General features: G+C 59.3%; 14 protein-coding genes. 5 read left to right on the top strand and 9 right to left on the bottom strand.

The window, feature by feature from the left end; all coding sequences use genetic code 11:
• Positions 1 to 744 (bottom strand): dermonecrotic toxin domain-containing protein (locus CJF39_RS07700; RefSeq protein ID WP_349290207.1); only part of this gene is annotated, 744 nt, incomplete at its 3' end.
• A gap of 169 nt (positions 745 to 913) precedes the next feature.
• Entirely contained in the window at positions 914 to 1,936 is a 1,023-nt protein-coding gene (gene sohB, locus CJF39_RS07705) for a protease SohB (RefSeq protein WP_094992877.1), read from the bottom strand.
• Positions 1,937 to 2,142: 206 nt separating this feature from the next.
• Here sohB and CJF39_RS07710 point away from each other — a divergent pair, with 206 nt between their 5' ends.
• From CJF39_RS07710 to CJF39_RS07730, 5 genes are all read left to right on the top strand, one after another.
• Complete coding sequence (locus CJF39_RS07710) at positions 2,143 to 2,856, top strand: histidine phosphatase family protein (RefSeq protein ID WP_094992878.1); 714 nt, start codon at positions 2,143 to 2,145, stop codon at positions 2,854 to 2,856.
• Between the two features lie 55 nt (positions 2,857 to 2,911).
• Positions 2,912 to 3,226 carry an SCP2 sterol-binding domain-containing protein gene (locus CJF39_RS07715; RefSeq protein ID WP_047274420.1) on the top strand — a complete coding sequence of 105 codons (315 nt, stop codon included), beginning with the start codon at positions 2,912 to 2,914 and terminating at the stop codon, positions 3,224 to 3,226.
• A gap of 200 nt (positions 3,227 to 3,426) precedes the next feature.
• Entirely contained in the window at positions 3,427 to 4,494 is a 1,068-nt protein-coding gene (locus CJF39_RS07720; RefSeq protein WP_094992879.1) for a phosphotransferase family protein, read from the top strand.
• 23 nt (positions 4,495 to 4,517) lie between these two features.
• Positions 4,518 to 5,285, top strand: a complete 768-nt coding sequence (locus tag CJF39_RS07725) for an SDR family oxidoreductase (protein ID WP_094992880.1) — start codon at positions 4,518 to 4,520, stop codon at positions 5,283 to 5,285.
• A 93-nt stretch (positions 5,286 to 5,378) separates the two neighbouring features.
• Positions 5,379 to 6,488, top strand: a complete 1,110-nt coding sequence (locus CJF39_RS07730; RefSeq protein ID WP_094992881.1) for a Gfo/Idh/MocA family protein — start codon at positions 5,379 to 5,381, stop codon at positions 6,486 to 6,488.
• Here CJF39_RS07730 and CJF39_RS07735 read toward each other — a convergent pair.
• From CJF39_RS07735 to CJF39_RS07765, 7 genes are all read right to left on the bottom strand, one after another.
• Positions 6,485 to 7,558 carry an NAD(P)H-dependent flavin oxidoreductase gene (locus CJF39_RS07735; protein WP_094992882.1) on the bottom strand — a complete coding sequence of 358 codons (1,074 nt, stop codon included), beginning with the start codon at positions 7,556 to 7,558 and terminating at the stop codon, positions 6,485 to 6,487. The genes CJF39_RS07730 and CJF39_RS07735 overlap by 4 nt on opposite strands.
• Positions 7,558 to 8,460 (bottom strand): enoyl-CoA hydratase, encoded by a 903-nt coding sequence (locus CJF39_RS07740; protein ID WP_094992883.1) that lies wholly within the window; start codon positions 8,458 to 8,460, stop codon positions 7,558 to 7,560. Before CJF39_RS07740 ends, CJF39_RS07735 begins: the two co-directional genes overlap by 1 nt.
• A 17-nt stretch (positions 8,461 to 8,477) precedes the next feature.
• Positions 8,478 to 9,275: a CoA-transferase subunit beta gene (locus CJF39_RS07745; RefSeq protein ID WP_094992884.1), complete on the bottom strand. Its 798-nt coding sequence runs from the start codon at positions 9,273 to 9,275 to the stop codon at positions 8,478 to 8,480.
• Positions 9,276 to 9,286: 11 nt separating this feature from the next.
• Entirely contained in the window at positions 9,287 to 10,162 is an 876-nt protein-coding gene (locus CJF39_RS07750; RefSeq protein ID WP_094992885.1) for a CoA transferase subunit A, read from the bottom strand.
• 10 nt (positions 10,163 to 10,172) lie between these two features.
• Positions 10,173 to 11,063 carry a VOC family protein gene (locus CJF39_RS07755; RefSeq protein WP_094992886.1) on the bottom strand — a complete coding sequence of 297 codons (891 nt, stop codon included), beginning with the start codon at positions 11,061 to 11,063 and terminating at the stop codon, positions 10,173 to 10,175.
• 153 nt (positions 11,064 to 11,216) lie between these two features.
• Positions 11,217 to 12,161, bottom strand: coding sequence for an OB-fold domain-containing protein (locus CJF39_RS07760; RefSeq protein WP_094992887.1), 945 nt, complete (start codon positions 12,159 to 12,161; stop codon positions 11,217 to 11,219).
• Positions 12,162 to 12,166: 5 nt separating this feature from the next.
• On the bottom strand, positions 12,167 to 13,378 hold the full coding sequence (locus CJF39_RS07765) for a thiolase family protein (protein WP_094992888.1): 1,212 nt from the start codon (positions 13,376 to 13,378) through the stop codon (positions 12,167 to 12,169).
• Positions 13,379 to 13,445: the final 67 nt, after the last annotated feature.

Below are 13,445 nucleotides of genomic sequence, written 5' to 3' on the forward strand. Positions count from 1 at the left end.
CGTTTTGAGCAAATAGCGCTGCGTGCCGTGCAAATTACGACTTGCCGCCGCCGCGCAGCAAGTTGATCGGAGCATCCTTAATTGCCTGTCGAGGTGCAGTTGATATTGAAGTCCCAAGTTAAGATCACGGCAAATCTGGGCAAATTTTTCCGGCGTCAAAGTGCTGTTGGGAACCTCCGCCTTGTCGGGTCCCAATGAATAAATACAGGAACCCGCATCAAAGCCGCCAACGGCCGTCTCGGAATGTTCAAAGTTCTGCATGGCCGCTTGCAATAAATTAAGGTGAGACGTACTGGCGACCAAATTAAGTTCCAGGGACTCTGGAATCATTGACTCAGGCAATAAGGTACGGGCGGCCGAATCCACCAGTTTGATGTGCTGGCGGGCAATAAAAATCAATAAGTTATTAACCAGGTGAACCTGCTTTAACGCATTACTCTTGACGTCAAGCCTTCCCCAGCCATATGCCGCCAATGCCATTTTTAAGAGCGGTTCGCAGAATTGTTCTATCGGCTGAACATTGGCCACTATCTGCGACGTTATTTTCTGCGATTCATGCAGGCGCGACATGCTCTCTTTCAACACATTGCGCAGTGATTCCGGAGCGCGCAAAAACCAACGTGGTAACAACGTAGCAACAAGGGCTTCATATTTATTATTGACCGGGGCTTGGGCCAGAACGTTTGCCGTGTGCGTCACCTGCCTTACAGCGTTGGAAGGGTTATAGCCATTTAAGGGTGCCATGAAAAAAGCCCGTCTTCTAAGGAGAAGACCAGCTTAATCTCGGGCGTTAAAATCCATGGACTACATAGTTACGACCTGCTGCAGGTGAGGACACTCCCTTTCCCAGTGCATACAACACGTGGGTCAGGAAGTCTGCTGCACACTGACGCGCAGCAGACTTGATGCACACTTACCAAAAACGTTTTTGCGTCACACGTGACCATAATGAATCAACGACCCGCTCGACTGAGGAACTGGCTGCCAGCCCGACACGTTCTTGCAGACTTTTGCGTTGGGCAAAATGCAAGTGATAGAGCTGCGCGCCTTTGGCGCGTTCAGACAAATACTCATCGCTGGTTTTCAATTCGTCGACCAGGCGCTTTTCAACGGCTGCAACCCCCAGCCATACCTCACCTGTGGCAACTTCATCGATTGCCAATTGCGGGCGATACTGCGCGACGAAGTTCTTGAACAATTGATGGGTGATATCCAAATCCTGCTGAAACTTTTCACGCCCTTTTTCAGTGTTTTCGCCAAAGACAGTCAACGTGCGCTTATATTCGCCAGCGGTCAGTACTTCGTAATCAATGTCATGTTTTTTTAGCAGCCGATTGACGTTAGGTAACTGTGCGACCACACCGATCGAACCCAGGATGGCGAAAGGTGCGCTGATAATTTTCGCCCCAATGCAAGCCATCATGTAGCCGCCACTGGCGGCCACTTTATCGATACACACGGTCAACGGAATGCCCGCCTGACGAATCCGCGCCAACTGGGAAGACGCCAGACCATAGCTGTGTACCATGCCGCCGCCACTTTCCAGCCGCAGCACCACCTCATCGGCCGGGGTAGCCAGGGTCAGCAACGCGGTGATCTCGTGGCGCAGGCTTTCAGTGGCAGAGGCCTTGATATCGCCATCGAAGTCGAGGACGAACACACGCGGCTTCTCATCGGGCTGTTTCTTCAGCTTCTTGTCGGCCTTGCTGCTCTCCTTGCGCAACGTTTTCAACTGATCCTTGGTCAACAGTGACTGTTCCAGACGCTCGCGCAAACCTTTGTAAAAATCGTTCAACCGGGTGACCTGCAATTGACCCGTCAACCGGCGACGTCCCTTGCTGCGCAAGGCCGCCAACGTGACCAGCACGACCACGATTGCAACCACTAATGTCACGGTTTTAGCCAGAAAGCTGGCGTAATCGGCAAGAAATTCCACAGACACTCCTTCAAACGATGCCACCCTGGACGTCCGGGTGGCGTAATGACGACCAGCATACCGGCGCCAACCTGCAGCTGCCAGCCGTGAAACACCGCGTGGACACGTGCCGGACGCAATTCAAACAAGCGTATGTTTTTTCATTGACAGCTTCCCGCCTTGCTCCTAACCTCGCCTGACTTTCAACGTACCGGGACAAAGCGGACGTGGGCAGCATCTATCTAATAAGACATGGCCAAGCCTCTTTCGGCGCTGATAACTACGACGTGTTGTCGCCACTGGGTGTGCGCCAGGCACAAATCGTCGGTCAGCATCTGGTTGACCTGGGCCTGCGCTTTGACCGTTGCCTGTCCGGCGACCTATCCCGCCAGCAAGACACCGCCCGCCACGCCCTGCAGCAATTCAGCGCAGCCGGGCTATCCGCCCCCGCACTGGAAGTTGACCCGGCGTTCAATGAGTTCGATGCGTTCGGCGTGCTCAGTGCGCTGCTACCCGGTTTGTTGCCGGATGAGCCCGATGCCGTTGCAGCGATGACCCATGCGGCCGAAGACCCGGCCGAGTTCCAGCGGATTTTTGATCTGATTGTGGCGCGCTGGCTCAGCGGAACCTGGGACACCCCGGAGCTCGAAAGCTGGCTGGCCTTTGTCGAGCGCGTACAAGGCGGGCTCAACCGGTTGCTGGAGCACGCCGAGGCCGGGCAGCACAACATTGCCGTGTTCACTTCCGGCGGCACCATCACCGCCCTGCTCCACGTACTGACCCGAATTCCCGCCAACGAGGCCTTCAAGCTCACTTGGCACATTGCGAATACCTCGCTCAGCCGCCTCACGTTTCAAGGCCGCGAGGTCACACTGGCTTCCTTTAACAGTCACCTGCATTTGCAACTGTTGAAGACGCCGTCACTCATCACCTATCGTTGAGCGCCGGCAACCGCGACCTACGGGTCGCCGTAACCCACCACAAAAGGATCGAACCATGACGTCTGTAGCTGATGCCGTTCAAGCAATGAAAGCCAAATTCAACCCAGCCGCTGCTGCCGGTCTGGACCTGGTATTCGGCTTTCGCATTGATGACACCAAGAACTTCTCGCTGATCGTCAAAGACAGCACCTGCGAACTGAAGGAAGGCGAAAACCCGGACGCACAAGTCACCCTGGTGATGGACGGCGAAACCCTGGAAGGCATCGTTAGCGGCGAAACCGACGGCATGCAAGCGTTCATGGGCGGCAAACTGCGCGCTGAAGGCGACATGATGCTGGCAATGAAGCTGAGCGAACTGTTCCCGAGCTAAGTTTCGCGCACGACAAAAAACCGAAGCCCACGCAGCTTCGGTTTTTTTTGGCCGCAAGGTTGGGGCTGCGCGCTATCAGACACGCTGATTGGCCATTAACACCCACGTCTATTAAGGCCGTTCACGACTTGTTGTCGGTCGGCAGGCTCATTAGATTAGCGAATGTTGTCAGGCCGCAAATATAAGCAGAAGAGATAGCTATGGCGCTCACCGACTCGTCCACCCGTATCCGTTCTGGCGAAGAACTTAACGCCAGCCAGATTGACCCGTTTCTCAAGGCCCATATTCCCGGGTTGAGCGGCGAGCCCACCGTCAGCCAGTTTCCCGGTGGCGCGTCCAACCTGACGTACCTGATCGAATACCCGGGCATGGAGCTGGTGCTGCGGCGTCCACCGTTCGGTCACAAGGCCAAGTCCGCCCATGATATGGGCCGGGAGTTCCGCATTCTCAATCACCTCAAGGATGCCTTCCCCTATTGCCCCAAAGCCTATGCCCATTGCACCGACGCGTCGCTGATCGGCAGTGAGTTCTATGTCATGCAACGGGTCAAAGGGATCATCTTGCGCGCGCAGCTGCCCCCAGAACTCAACCTCACGGCCGGCCAGACCGGCACGCTGTGCCGCAGCTTCATCGACACCCTGGTCGAGCTGCACAAGGTGGATTACACCGCTTGCGGCCTGGCTGACTTGGGCAAGCCTGAAGGCTACGTGCAACGCCAGATCAGCGGCTGGTGCGACCGTTATGACAAGGCGCTGACCCCGGATGCGCCGCACTGGGAAACCGTCAAGGCGTGGCTCAAGGCCCACCTGCCGCCGGATCACCCGACGCCTGCCATCGTTCACAACGACTACCGCTTCGACAACGTCATTCTCGACCCGCATAACCCGATGCAGATCATTGGCGTGCTGGATTGGGAACTCACCACCCTCGGCGACCCGCTGATGGACTTGGGCAACACCCTCGCCTACTGGATCGAAGCCAACGATCCCCCTGCGCTGCAACGCATGCGACGTCAACCCAGCCATGCGCCGGGGATGTTGACGCGCCGTGAGTTCGTCGATTACTACGCAGAACGCTCAGGCATTCAGATCGACAACTACGATTTCTACTACACCTACGGGTTATTCCGTCTGGCGGGCATCGTGCAACAAATCTATTACCGCTTCTACCACGGCCAGACACAGGACAAACGCTTTGCCCAGTTCGTCCATATGAACGCCTTGCTGGAACACATGAGCCTCAAGGTCATCGACCAATCCAGCCTTTAAGCCCATTCGCACGAGGATTCCGCATGACCCGCACGCCACTGTTCGACCTTGATGGCAAAATCGCATTTGTGTCCGGCGCCAGCCGCGGTATCGGGGAGGCCATTGCTCACCTGCTGGCCCGCCAGGGGGCTCACGTTATTGTTTCCAGCCGCAAACTGGAGGGTTGCCAGCCCGTGGCCGACGCGATCATTGCCGCCGGTGGCAAAGCAATGGCCATGGCCTGCCACATCGGTGAGATGGAGCAGATCCACCAGGCCTTCGCACGCATCCGTGAAGACTTCGGTCGCCTCGACATTCTGGTCAACAACGCAGCAACCAACCCGCAGTTTTGTCACGTGCTGGACACCGACCTGAGTGCCTTCCAGAAAACCGTTGACGTGAACATACGCGGCTATTTCTTTATGTCGGTCGAAGCCGGCAAATTGATGCGCGAACACGGCGGCGGCAGCATCATCAACGTCGCCTCCATCAATGGCGTCTCGCCGGGTGCGTTTCAGGGCGTGTACTCGATGACCAAAGCGGCTGTCATCAATATGACCAAAGTGTTTGCCAAGGAATGCGCGCCCTTTGGCATTCGCTGCAATGCATTGCTGCCCGGTTTGACTGACACCAAATTCGCCTCAGCGCTGGTCAAGAACGACGCGATCCTAAAGGGTGTTTTGCAACAGATACCCCTCAACCGTGTGGCCAACCCGGAAGAAATGGCCGGCGCTGTCCTGTACCTGGCCAGCGATGCATCGACCTACACCACAGGTGTTTCGCTGAATGTTGATGGCGGGTTCTTGTCCTGACACCCGCCGGCAATTTAATTCCACTTATTGCATTTTCAGAAATTTAATTCCATAAAGGCATTTCCTCACAATAAAAATCCAAAGGAAGTTGCCATGCGTTCACTTGGAATAGGCCTGATCGGTACCGGCTTTATGGGACGCGCCCATGCGCTGGCGTTTCGCAATGTCAGCGCCGCGTTTGAATTGCCGGTGCAACTGCGCCTGGCTGCGCTGGCCGATGCAGACGCCGAACGGGCACAACACTGCGCATCGGCCTGGGGGTTTGAACGCGCCCACTGTGACTGGCAGCAGTTAATCAGCGACCCCAAGGTTGATCTGGTGGCCATCACCACCCCCAACCACTTGCATTTCCCGATGGCCATGGCGGCCCTTGCAGCCGGCAAGGCCGTGTACTGCGAAAAGCCTTTGGCCGTCAGTCTGCAACAGGCCGATGACATGCGTCAGGCCGCCCGTGCCGCAGGCGTGGTCACGCGGGTCGGTTACAACTATCAGCACAACCCGATGCTGGTGCTGGCACACGACATGATCGAACGGGGTGAGTTGGGGCGGCTTATCAGTTTTGAGGGTGAGTTCAGCGAAGATTTCATGGCCGACCCGGCCTCGCCCTGGTCATGGCGCTGCGAAGCCGAACATGCGGGGGGAGCGTTGGCGGATCTGGGCAGCCACTTACTGGCCCTCGCGCGCTACCTGATGGGCGATATTGAAACGGTGTGTGCTGACAGCCAGACCGTACACCCGCTGCGACCCGCCAGTGCTGTCGATACCCGGCCCAGACCGATCCATGTCGATGACCAGACCCACGCCTTGCTGCGCTTTCGCAATGGCGCGCGTGGCACCTTCAGCAGCAGTTGGCTCAAGCACGGCTGTAAAAACCATCTGAGCTTCGAGATCAGCGGCACCCTGGGCACTCTCAGGTTCGATCAGGAGCGCCTGAACGAACTGCACGTGTGCCTGCACGGACGAACAGGCTTCGAACGTATCCTGGCAGGCCCCTCACTGCCGGGCTATGCCGCTTTCAGCCCGGCGGCCGGGCATCAATTGGGCTACAACGAGCTAAAAACCCTCGAAGCCCACGCCGTGATTCAAGCCTGCACGGGCTTGCCCGCCGCCGGCCCGGATTTCGAAGAAGCCTGGCACGTGGAGTGCCTGGCCGCCGCCATCCGCACCGCAGCCCACGAACAGCGCTGGGTGCGAATCGGCTAGCGGTTATACGGTGTGCTGACGGCCCTCAAACACCGCTCAGCCTCCTGCACCATCTCTTCAATCACCTGCTGGCAGCTTTTCAGCTCGCCAATCGCAGCCGCCACTTGGCCGCTGGGCAATATGCCTTCGTCCGGCACGCCGTCAACCATCGAACGCTGCAATAGCACCGGCTGGTTGGCGGCCATTACGGTTTGCGACAACGCGCCCGGATCTTCTTTGACCGACTGGGCAAAGACCCCGAGCATATGCCGCAGGCTCATGCCGGTCTGTTGCTTCCACTGCCAGGCGCTGCCCAACGCGATGCGCAAACGGCCAAACGCACTGGCACGTTCCAGGCGATTGATAAAAGCATTTTCAATCATCCGGTGACGCATGCCATCCACGGCAGTGGTGACCCGAATCTGCTGGGGGTCGTTGACCTTGATGTAACGCTCCAGGGTCGCAACCGGCGTCGGGGATTCACGGGTCATCAGGAACCGCGTACCCATGGCAACCCCCGCCGCACCGCAGGCCAGCGCACTGGCGAGGCCGCGCCCGGTGGAATAGCCGCCCGCAGCAATCACCGGCACTTGCACCGCATCCAGCACTTGTGGCAACAGGATGGTGCTCGGTACGCCACCAGTATGGCCGCCGCCCTCACCGCCCTGCACGGTGACCATGTCGGCGCCCAGTTCCACGGCTTTAATTGCATGCTTGAGGGCACCCACGGTGGGAATGCACAACACCCCGGCGCGTTTGAAACGTTCAATGGTCTGCCGGTCCGGCCCGCGCCCATAACTCACCGCACGCAGGCGATATTCAATGGCCAGGTCAACACATTGCGCCGCATTGTCCTGAAACATATGAAAATTGAGCCCGAAGTTGCTGCCGCCCGTGGCCTCAATCACCCGTTGGATTTCGCCCTCGAGCTGATCGGCGGCAATCGTCGCCCCCGCTAAAAAACCAAAAGCGCCGGCGCGGGTACTGGCGATCACCAAATTGGCGTCCGCCACCCAGCCCATCGCCGTTTGCACCACTGGGTAACGGCAGCCCAGTGCCTGGGTCAATGGGGTGCTCAGGTAATCGCTCATCAACGCTCCCCCGCAGCCGCTTTGTTAGCCTCGGCCATGGCCTTGGCATCAAAACCGCCCAGTTTGTCACCGGACAGCAACTCATTATGACTATGGGCAAAGTGATGCCAGGCGAACACCGCGTCCATGGCCGTGCGCTTACCCTGCAAATCTTCGACATGATTGATCGCCTGCTTGGTCAGTGCCAGCCCCATGCGCGGTTGGCGGGCAATGGCAGTGGCCAGCGCATACGTCCCGGCCTCCAGTGCTTCGCGGCTGAACAGCCGATTGACCATGCCCATTTGATAGGCCCGTTCAGCGCTCATGCGGTCCCCGGTAAACAGGAACTCCTTGGCAATCCGCGGGTTGAGTTCATACGGATGGGCGAAATATTCCACCCCCGGGATCCCCATGCGCACCACCGGGTCCTGAAAAAAGGCATCGTCACTGGCCACGATCAAGTCGCAGACCCAGGCCAGCATCAGCCCGCCCGCAATGCAGGCACCTTGCACCATGGCGATTGTCGGCTTGGGCAATTCGCGCCAGCGCCGGCACATGCCCAGGTACACCTCTTGCTCGCGGGCATACAAATACTCCCCGCCGGGCTTGTTGGTGTGATCCCACCACAGGTGCGCACGCTCGAAGGGCTTATTGATGTCACGCCCCGGCGTACCGATGTCGTGGCCGGCCGAAAAGTGCTTGCCATTGGCCCGCAGCACGATGACCTTGACCGCGTCATCGTTCACCGCACGCCTGAACGCATCGTCCAGCGCGTAAGTCATTTGCGAGTTCTGCGCGTTGTTCACCGTCGGCCGGTTGAGGGTCACACTGGCCACGCCCTCCACCACCGCGTACAACACCGGTTCATCGGTTTCATACACAGCGCCATCAGCGCGCTGCACAAATTCACTGTCGCTGCTCATGAGAAATGTCCTTGGCGTCAGGCCTGACGGATGCCGGGCGGGTTGCCCTTGAGCGCAGCTGCGCGGTAGTCATGGGGGTCAAGTCGGCGGATCAGCGCCAACTGCTGCGCAGTGGGTGCCACGGTGGGCTGCAGGTCTGCCGCTTTGAGCAACGGGAAGCCGGTGTTCGCTTGCACCTGTTCAAAACTCACGCCCGGGTGCAGCGAACGCACTTGCGCCGCCCGCTCTGGCCCGCCGAAATCCATGACGCACAAATCGGTGACGACCAGACGGACGTCCATCAGGTCACGGCGCATCCCCGGCTCCCAGCGTTCATCGTTGAAGCCCACGCCGGACACCATGTCCACTTCACCCGCCACAAATGCCCGGGTGTTATGCGCAGGGATAAAGAACGAGTTGAGGTGGTTGATGCTGTTACCGGGCAAGCCGCGAACGCCGAGCATCGCCACTTTGGGCTTGTGGTAATCACCGATACACGACAGGTTGGTTTGGCCCCAACGGTCCACTTGCGTCGGACCGATCATGGCATGGCGACGGCCGCCCCAGACGCATTCGAATACCCGCTCAAACGACAGATAACCCGAGTAGCGCGGTTCGTAATCCCCCCGTGGTCCCAAGGGAATAGGCTCTTCCACCAGGAACGCTTCACTGTCGGTCATCAACAGTTCAGGGCTGTGGGTCATTTTGGCCAGGCTGGCAGCCAGACGCGGGATAACGCCGAGGCCCGAGGCAATCACCTCGCCGTTGCCGCGCCAGGCGTCAGACGCGGCCACGATCAGCAGTTCAGCCAGGGAAAATTCGCAATCAGCAGACATATTCATGCTCCTCAAAACACTGGCAGCGGCAATGCGCTCAGCCGATCAACACCGCCATTGCTGGCTTGATATGCGCTTTCGCCGGGGGTCACGAACTCGGCGACATACGCGGCCCAGCCGCCGTCTTCGGCAGCACTGGCGCTGTAGCGCTTCAAATGGCTCAGGTCCCAGCCGTAATCGGACGGGCACGAAGTCGGATGCGCCCCAAACGGCGCATGCACCACGCCCGTGACCAAATAGCGTTCAAAGGTGTTAAAGCGCGCTTGCTGAGCATCCAGGCTCAAACGGTCTTCCAGGCGTTCGCAGGACACAAAGCATTGTTTGGCCGCACGGGCATACAAGTGGTCAAAGTACGGGTCGGGGCCGGTCACCAACGTGTTGCCCAGCCGGTCGGCCACATTGACATGCAAAAACGCGATATCGAGATTCAGGGCAGGCATGGCCAGCAACACCTCGCCATCGTCGTAGGGCGATTGCACCTGTTTGATCTCGGGGTTGAACCGCGTGACATCAGTGGCCAGACCGCAACGGGTCGGCAAAAACGGCAGGCGCATGCCCGCTGCACGCAGCCCCCATTGCAACATGCCTTCATCGAGTTCCATCAGTTGCAGCCCACCGGCTTCGCGTGCCTTGCGAAAGTGGGCTTCCAGCGGGATGGCATCCAGCGTGGCAAAACCGAACACCAACTTCTTGACCTTGCCTGCGGCGCAGAGCATGCCGACTTCAGGGCCGCCATAGGCGACCACGGTCAGGTCCTTGACGTCCGAACGCAGGATTTCACGCACGATGGCCATTGGCTTGCGCCGCGGGCCCCAACCGCCGAACCCGATGGTCATGCCATCGCGTAATTGGCCGACCACGTCGGCCGCTGTCATTTGCTTGTTCATCTAACGCTCCTTACTGCTGGCCGACAGAAAAGTCGTGCCCCCAGAGGCTGACCCGGGTGAATTCGAATGCGCTGTGCGCCTGCCAGTCCACCAGCAGGCCGCCATAGCCGTATTCGAGATCGAAACCCGACGGGGTTTTCATATAAAAAGAGGTCATCCGGTCATTCAGGTGCTGTCCCAACGTGGCCGACAGCGGCACGTCATGGGCCAGGCGCCGGTCGTGGGCGCGGCCCACTTCGGTCATGTTGTCGACCTCGACCATGACGTGCACACAGCCCGAAGGGACCGGGTACTCCGCCAGCGCCAAACTGTGATGACGGCTGTTTTTGCAATGCAAAAAGTGAATCCGGATCGGCGGCGCCGAAGGGTCGGGCCGGAAGTTGAAAATGTCCGATAGCTCAAACCCGAGCACGTCCTTGGCAAACGCCAGGGTCGCGTCGAAGTTCGGCGCGGGCAGCACGGTGTGGCCCAGCCCCATGTCGCCGGTGATAAAGCGCGGTACGCCTTGGGGCGAAACAAAAGGCTGGCAATCGGAACGATGGCCCCAGCTTAATTCGTGGCGATTGCCCGATGGGTCGGTGACGTGGACCAGCGCTTGAACACCCCGTTGTTCACACTGCTCGGCGCTGCCCTGACGCCAACTGATATCGGCCTGATTGAGGATGTCGATGGCGGCGTTGAAGGCCGCTTCGTTGCCCAGTTCCCAGCCCGACGCCAGGTAGCGTGCCTCGTCACCGGGCACGATCAGCATGCGAAACGGGCGTTCGTCCATCTTCACGTACAGCCCGCCCGAGGGGGCTGGCGTCACCATCATGCCCAGCACATCCTCGGCATAACGCTGCCACGCAACGGGATCGGGGGACTGTGCAACGAAGTAGCTCAAACCGCGAATGTCGATCATGCCTGCTCCTCAACGCCTGTCTGTATTGGCTGAGGGCAGTATGGGAAGGAAGGTGGCGGGGATCATCGTCCGTTGAGACTAACGGGCGCAGAGGTTGTCGTGGTTGCCCGGCACTCACGCTTTGCGCCGGACAACCGCGACGGTACGAAGGGCTTACATGTACAGAATCACCAACTCGTTGATGACCGATGGCCGCTCGTTGCCCAGCACGTGGGTGTTGAGTTCAAGGGTCAGCTGGGTGCCACTTTTCACCTTCTCCACCTTCTTGACCCGCGCCCGTGCATGAATGGTGGCCCCGGCGGGCACCGGCGACGGGAAGCGCAACCGGTCCGATCCGTAATTGACCATGTTGCTAAACCCGGTGATCTCGTATCCCAGGTTCAGTTGCATCCGCGATTGCAGGATCTGCACCAGTGCACCGTGGGCAATGGTGCCACCGAACGGGCTCTGTTTGCGCGCCCGTTCCGGGTCGGTGTGAATCCAGTAATCATCGCCGGACAACTGCGCAAAAGCGTCAATCAGTGCCTGATCGACGACCACCTGATTGCTCCACGGGCTGAACGTTTCGCTGACCAGCGCCTGCAAGGCCGCGTCATCGCTCAGGGCGATCTGGCGCACCGCGACCCGGGCCGGTTCCACAGGTGCGGACTGCTCGGCGCCAGGCCGCTGCTTGAGCCCGTTAGCATCCTTTTGCACGCCGGTAAAGCGCAACAGGCGATTGCCCTTGGCGTCCACCTCTGCAAACACCGGTTTGAGGCGCATGCCAATGTTGACGTCGGCCTCCTCCAGCCCCACCAGGTTGGTATTGATGCGTACGCCTTGGTCCAGCTCGACCACGGCCAGTATCTGCGGCATTTCATCAGCAAAGTCCGGCAGGGTCGCAATGCGCGTTACGGTAAAGCTGTAAAGGGTCGCCTCGCCGCTGACTTCACGCCAGCTCAGGTCCTGGGCCAGACACGCCGGGCAATGCCGACGCGGGTAAAACACCCATTGGCCGCACGGGTTGCACTGTTGTATCAAGACGCGCTCGGCTTTCAGACCTTCCCAAAACGGCGCAGAGATTTCGGTCGGCACGGGCATTGGTTTGTTATTGGACATTGGATTCATGCTCCCTGAAGTATCAGCGCGCCCTGCTCGCTCATCACACCGCCGGTGCCTGAGACGTAGACGGTGTCACAGCGTTTGAGTTGACGCTCGCCCGCCTCGCCGGCGATTTGCGTGACGGCCTCGATCACCTGGCTCATGCCGCCCGCCGACCCGGCCTGACCGAAACTGAGCTGGCCGCCGTGTGTGTTCATCGGGAAGTCGCCACGCCAAGTCAAATCATGTTCGCGCACAAAACTCATGCCCTCGCCTTTGCCGCAGAAGCCGGCATCTTCGAGGGTCAGCAGCGCCGTGATGGTGTAACAGTCGTAGATTTGCGCGGCGTCCACGTCCTGGGGTTTAAGCCCGGCCATGGTGAACGCCCGCTGCGATGCCGGGCAGATGGGGGTGTGGACCATGTCTTGAGCGTAGGACGGGGACTTGAAGGCCAGGTGTTCGCCAAATCCGGTGATAAACGAAGGCCGCTTGCGAGCCCGGGCCGCCACTTCTTTAGAGGCAATAACCATCGCGGCGCCACCGGCCACCGGCATCACGATCTCCAGTACGTGCAGCGGGTCGGCTACCTTTTTGCTCGCCAGCACCTGTTCGATGGTCAGCGGCTGGCCATAAAACATGGCCTGCGGGTTGTATTGCGCATTGGTACGTTGGTCCACGGCGATCTTCGCCAACGCCCGCGGGTCGTAACCGTATTGCGCGGCATAGCGCTGGGCGATCATGGCGTAACCGGTGTTTTGCCCCATATGGCCATAGGGCAAATCAAACTCCGCTTCCGGTGCGCCAAATGCTGTGCTGTGGCCGCCAAAGCGCATGGCCCGGGCCATCCAGCTTGGGTCTTCGTCCGGGCCCATGGGCGCCATGCGCGCCGGGAGCACGCACAGCACCGCCTGACACAATCCCAGTTCAATGGCAGCGGCGGCGCGCCACACCATGCCTACCGAGGTGCAGCCGCCCAAGTCCACCACTTCGGCAAAGTTAAGCTTGAGCCCCAAATACTCGGCCGTCATGGCGGGCACGAACACTGACGCTTCGTGAAAGTGCGGGCCGTTAATCACCAGCCCGTCGAGATCACTGGCCTGTAGCCCGGCGTCACGCAAGGCCTGGGCTGCCAGATCCGCCACTTGCTCCAGATGGAACATGCGCGGAGCCGTGGCATATTTTTCCGGTTTGTACTGCGCGCTGCCGACAATGGCCGCATGACCTTTAAGACCCATGGGTTTCTCTCTTTATGTCGAATGCATGGCCCTGCCCCCGATGCGCGGTGCAGCGAGAACAGGGACG

Origin of the sequence: Pseudomonas lundensis, from assembly GCF_002269125.1 — a bacterium.
In the GTDB taxonomy this organism is placed as follows: domain Bacteria; phylum Pseudomonadota; class Gammaproteobacteria; order Pseudomonadales; family Pseudomonadaceae; genus Aquipseudomonas; species Aquipseudomonas lundensis_A.

Coding starts and splice junctions, on each gene's coding strand:
- CJF39_RS07715 (WP_047274420.1), top strand. CDS start 2,912: ATGACGTCTGTAGCTGATGCCGTTCAAGCAATGAAAGCCAAATTCAAC.
- CJF39_RS07720 (WP_094992879.1), top strand. CDS start 3,427: ATGGCGCTCACCGACTCGTCCACCCGTATCCGTTCTGGCGAAGAACTT.
- CJF39_RS07725 (WP_094992880.1), top strand. CDS start 4,518: ATGACCCGCACGCCACTGTTCGACCTTGATGGCAAAATCGCATTTGTG.
- CJF39_RS07730 (WP_094992881.1), top strand. CDS start 5,379: ATGCGTTCACTTGGAATAGGCCTGATCGGTACCGGCTTTATGGGACGC.
- CJF39_RS07735 (WP_094992882.1), bottom strand. CDS start 7,558: ATGAGCGATTACCTGAGCACCCCATTGACCCAGGCACTGGGCTGCCGT.
- CJF39_RS07740 (WP_094992883.1), bottom strand. CDS start 8,460: ATGAGCAGCGACAGTGAATTTGTGCAGCGCGCTGATGGCGCTGTGTAT.
- CJF39_RS07745 (WP_094992884.1), bottom strand. CDS start 9,275: ATGTCTGCTGATTGCGAATTTTCCCTGGCTGAACTGCTGATCGTGGCC.
- CJF39_RS07750 (WP_094992885.1), bottom strand. CDS start 10,162: ATGAACAAGCAAATGACAGCGGCCGACGTGGTCGGCCAATTACGCGAT.
- CJF39_RS07755 (WP_094992886.1), bottom strand. CDS start 11,063: ATGATCGACATTCGCGGTTTGAGCTACTTCGTTGCACAGTCCCCCGAT.
- CJF39_RS07760 (WP_094992887.1), bottom strand. CDS start 12,161: ATGTCCAATAACAAACCAATGCCCGTGCCGACCGAAATCTCTGCGCCG.
- CJF39_RS07765 (WP_094992888.1), bottom strand. CDS start 13,378: ATGGGTCTTAAAGGTCATGCGGCCATTGTCGGCAGCGCGCAGTACAAA.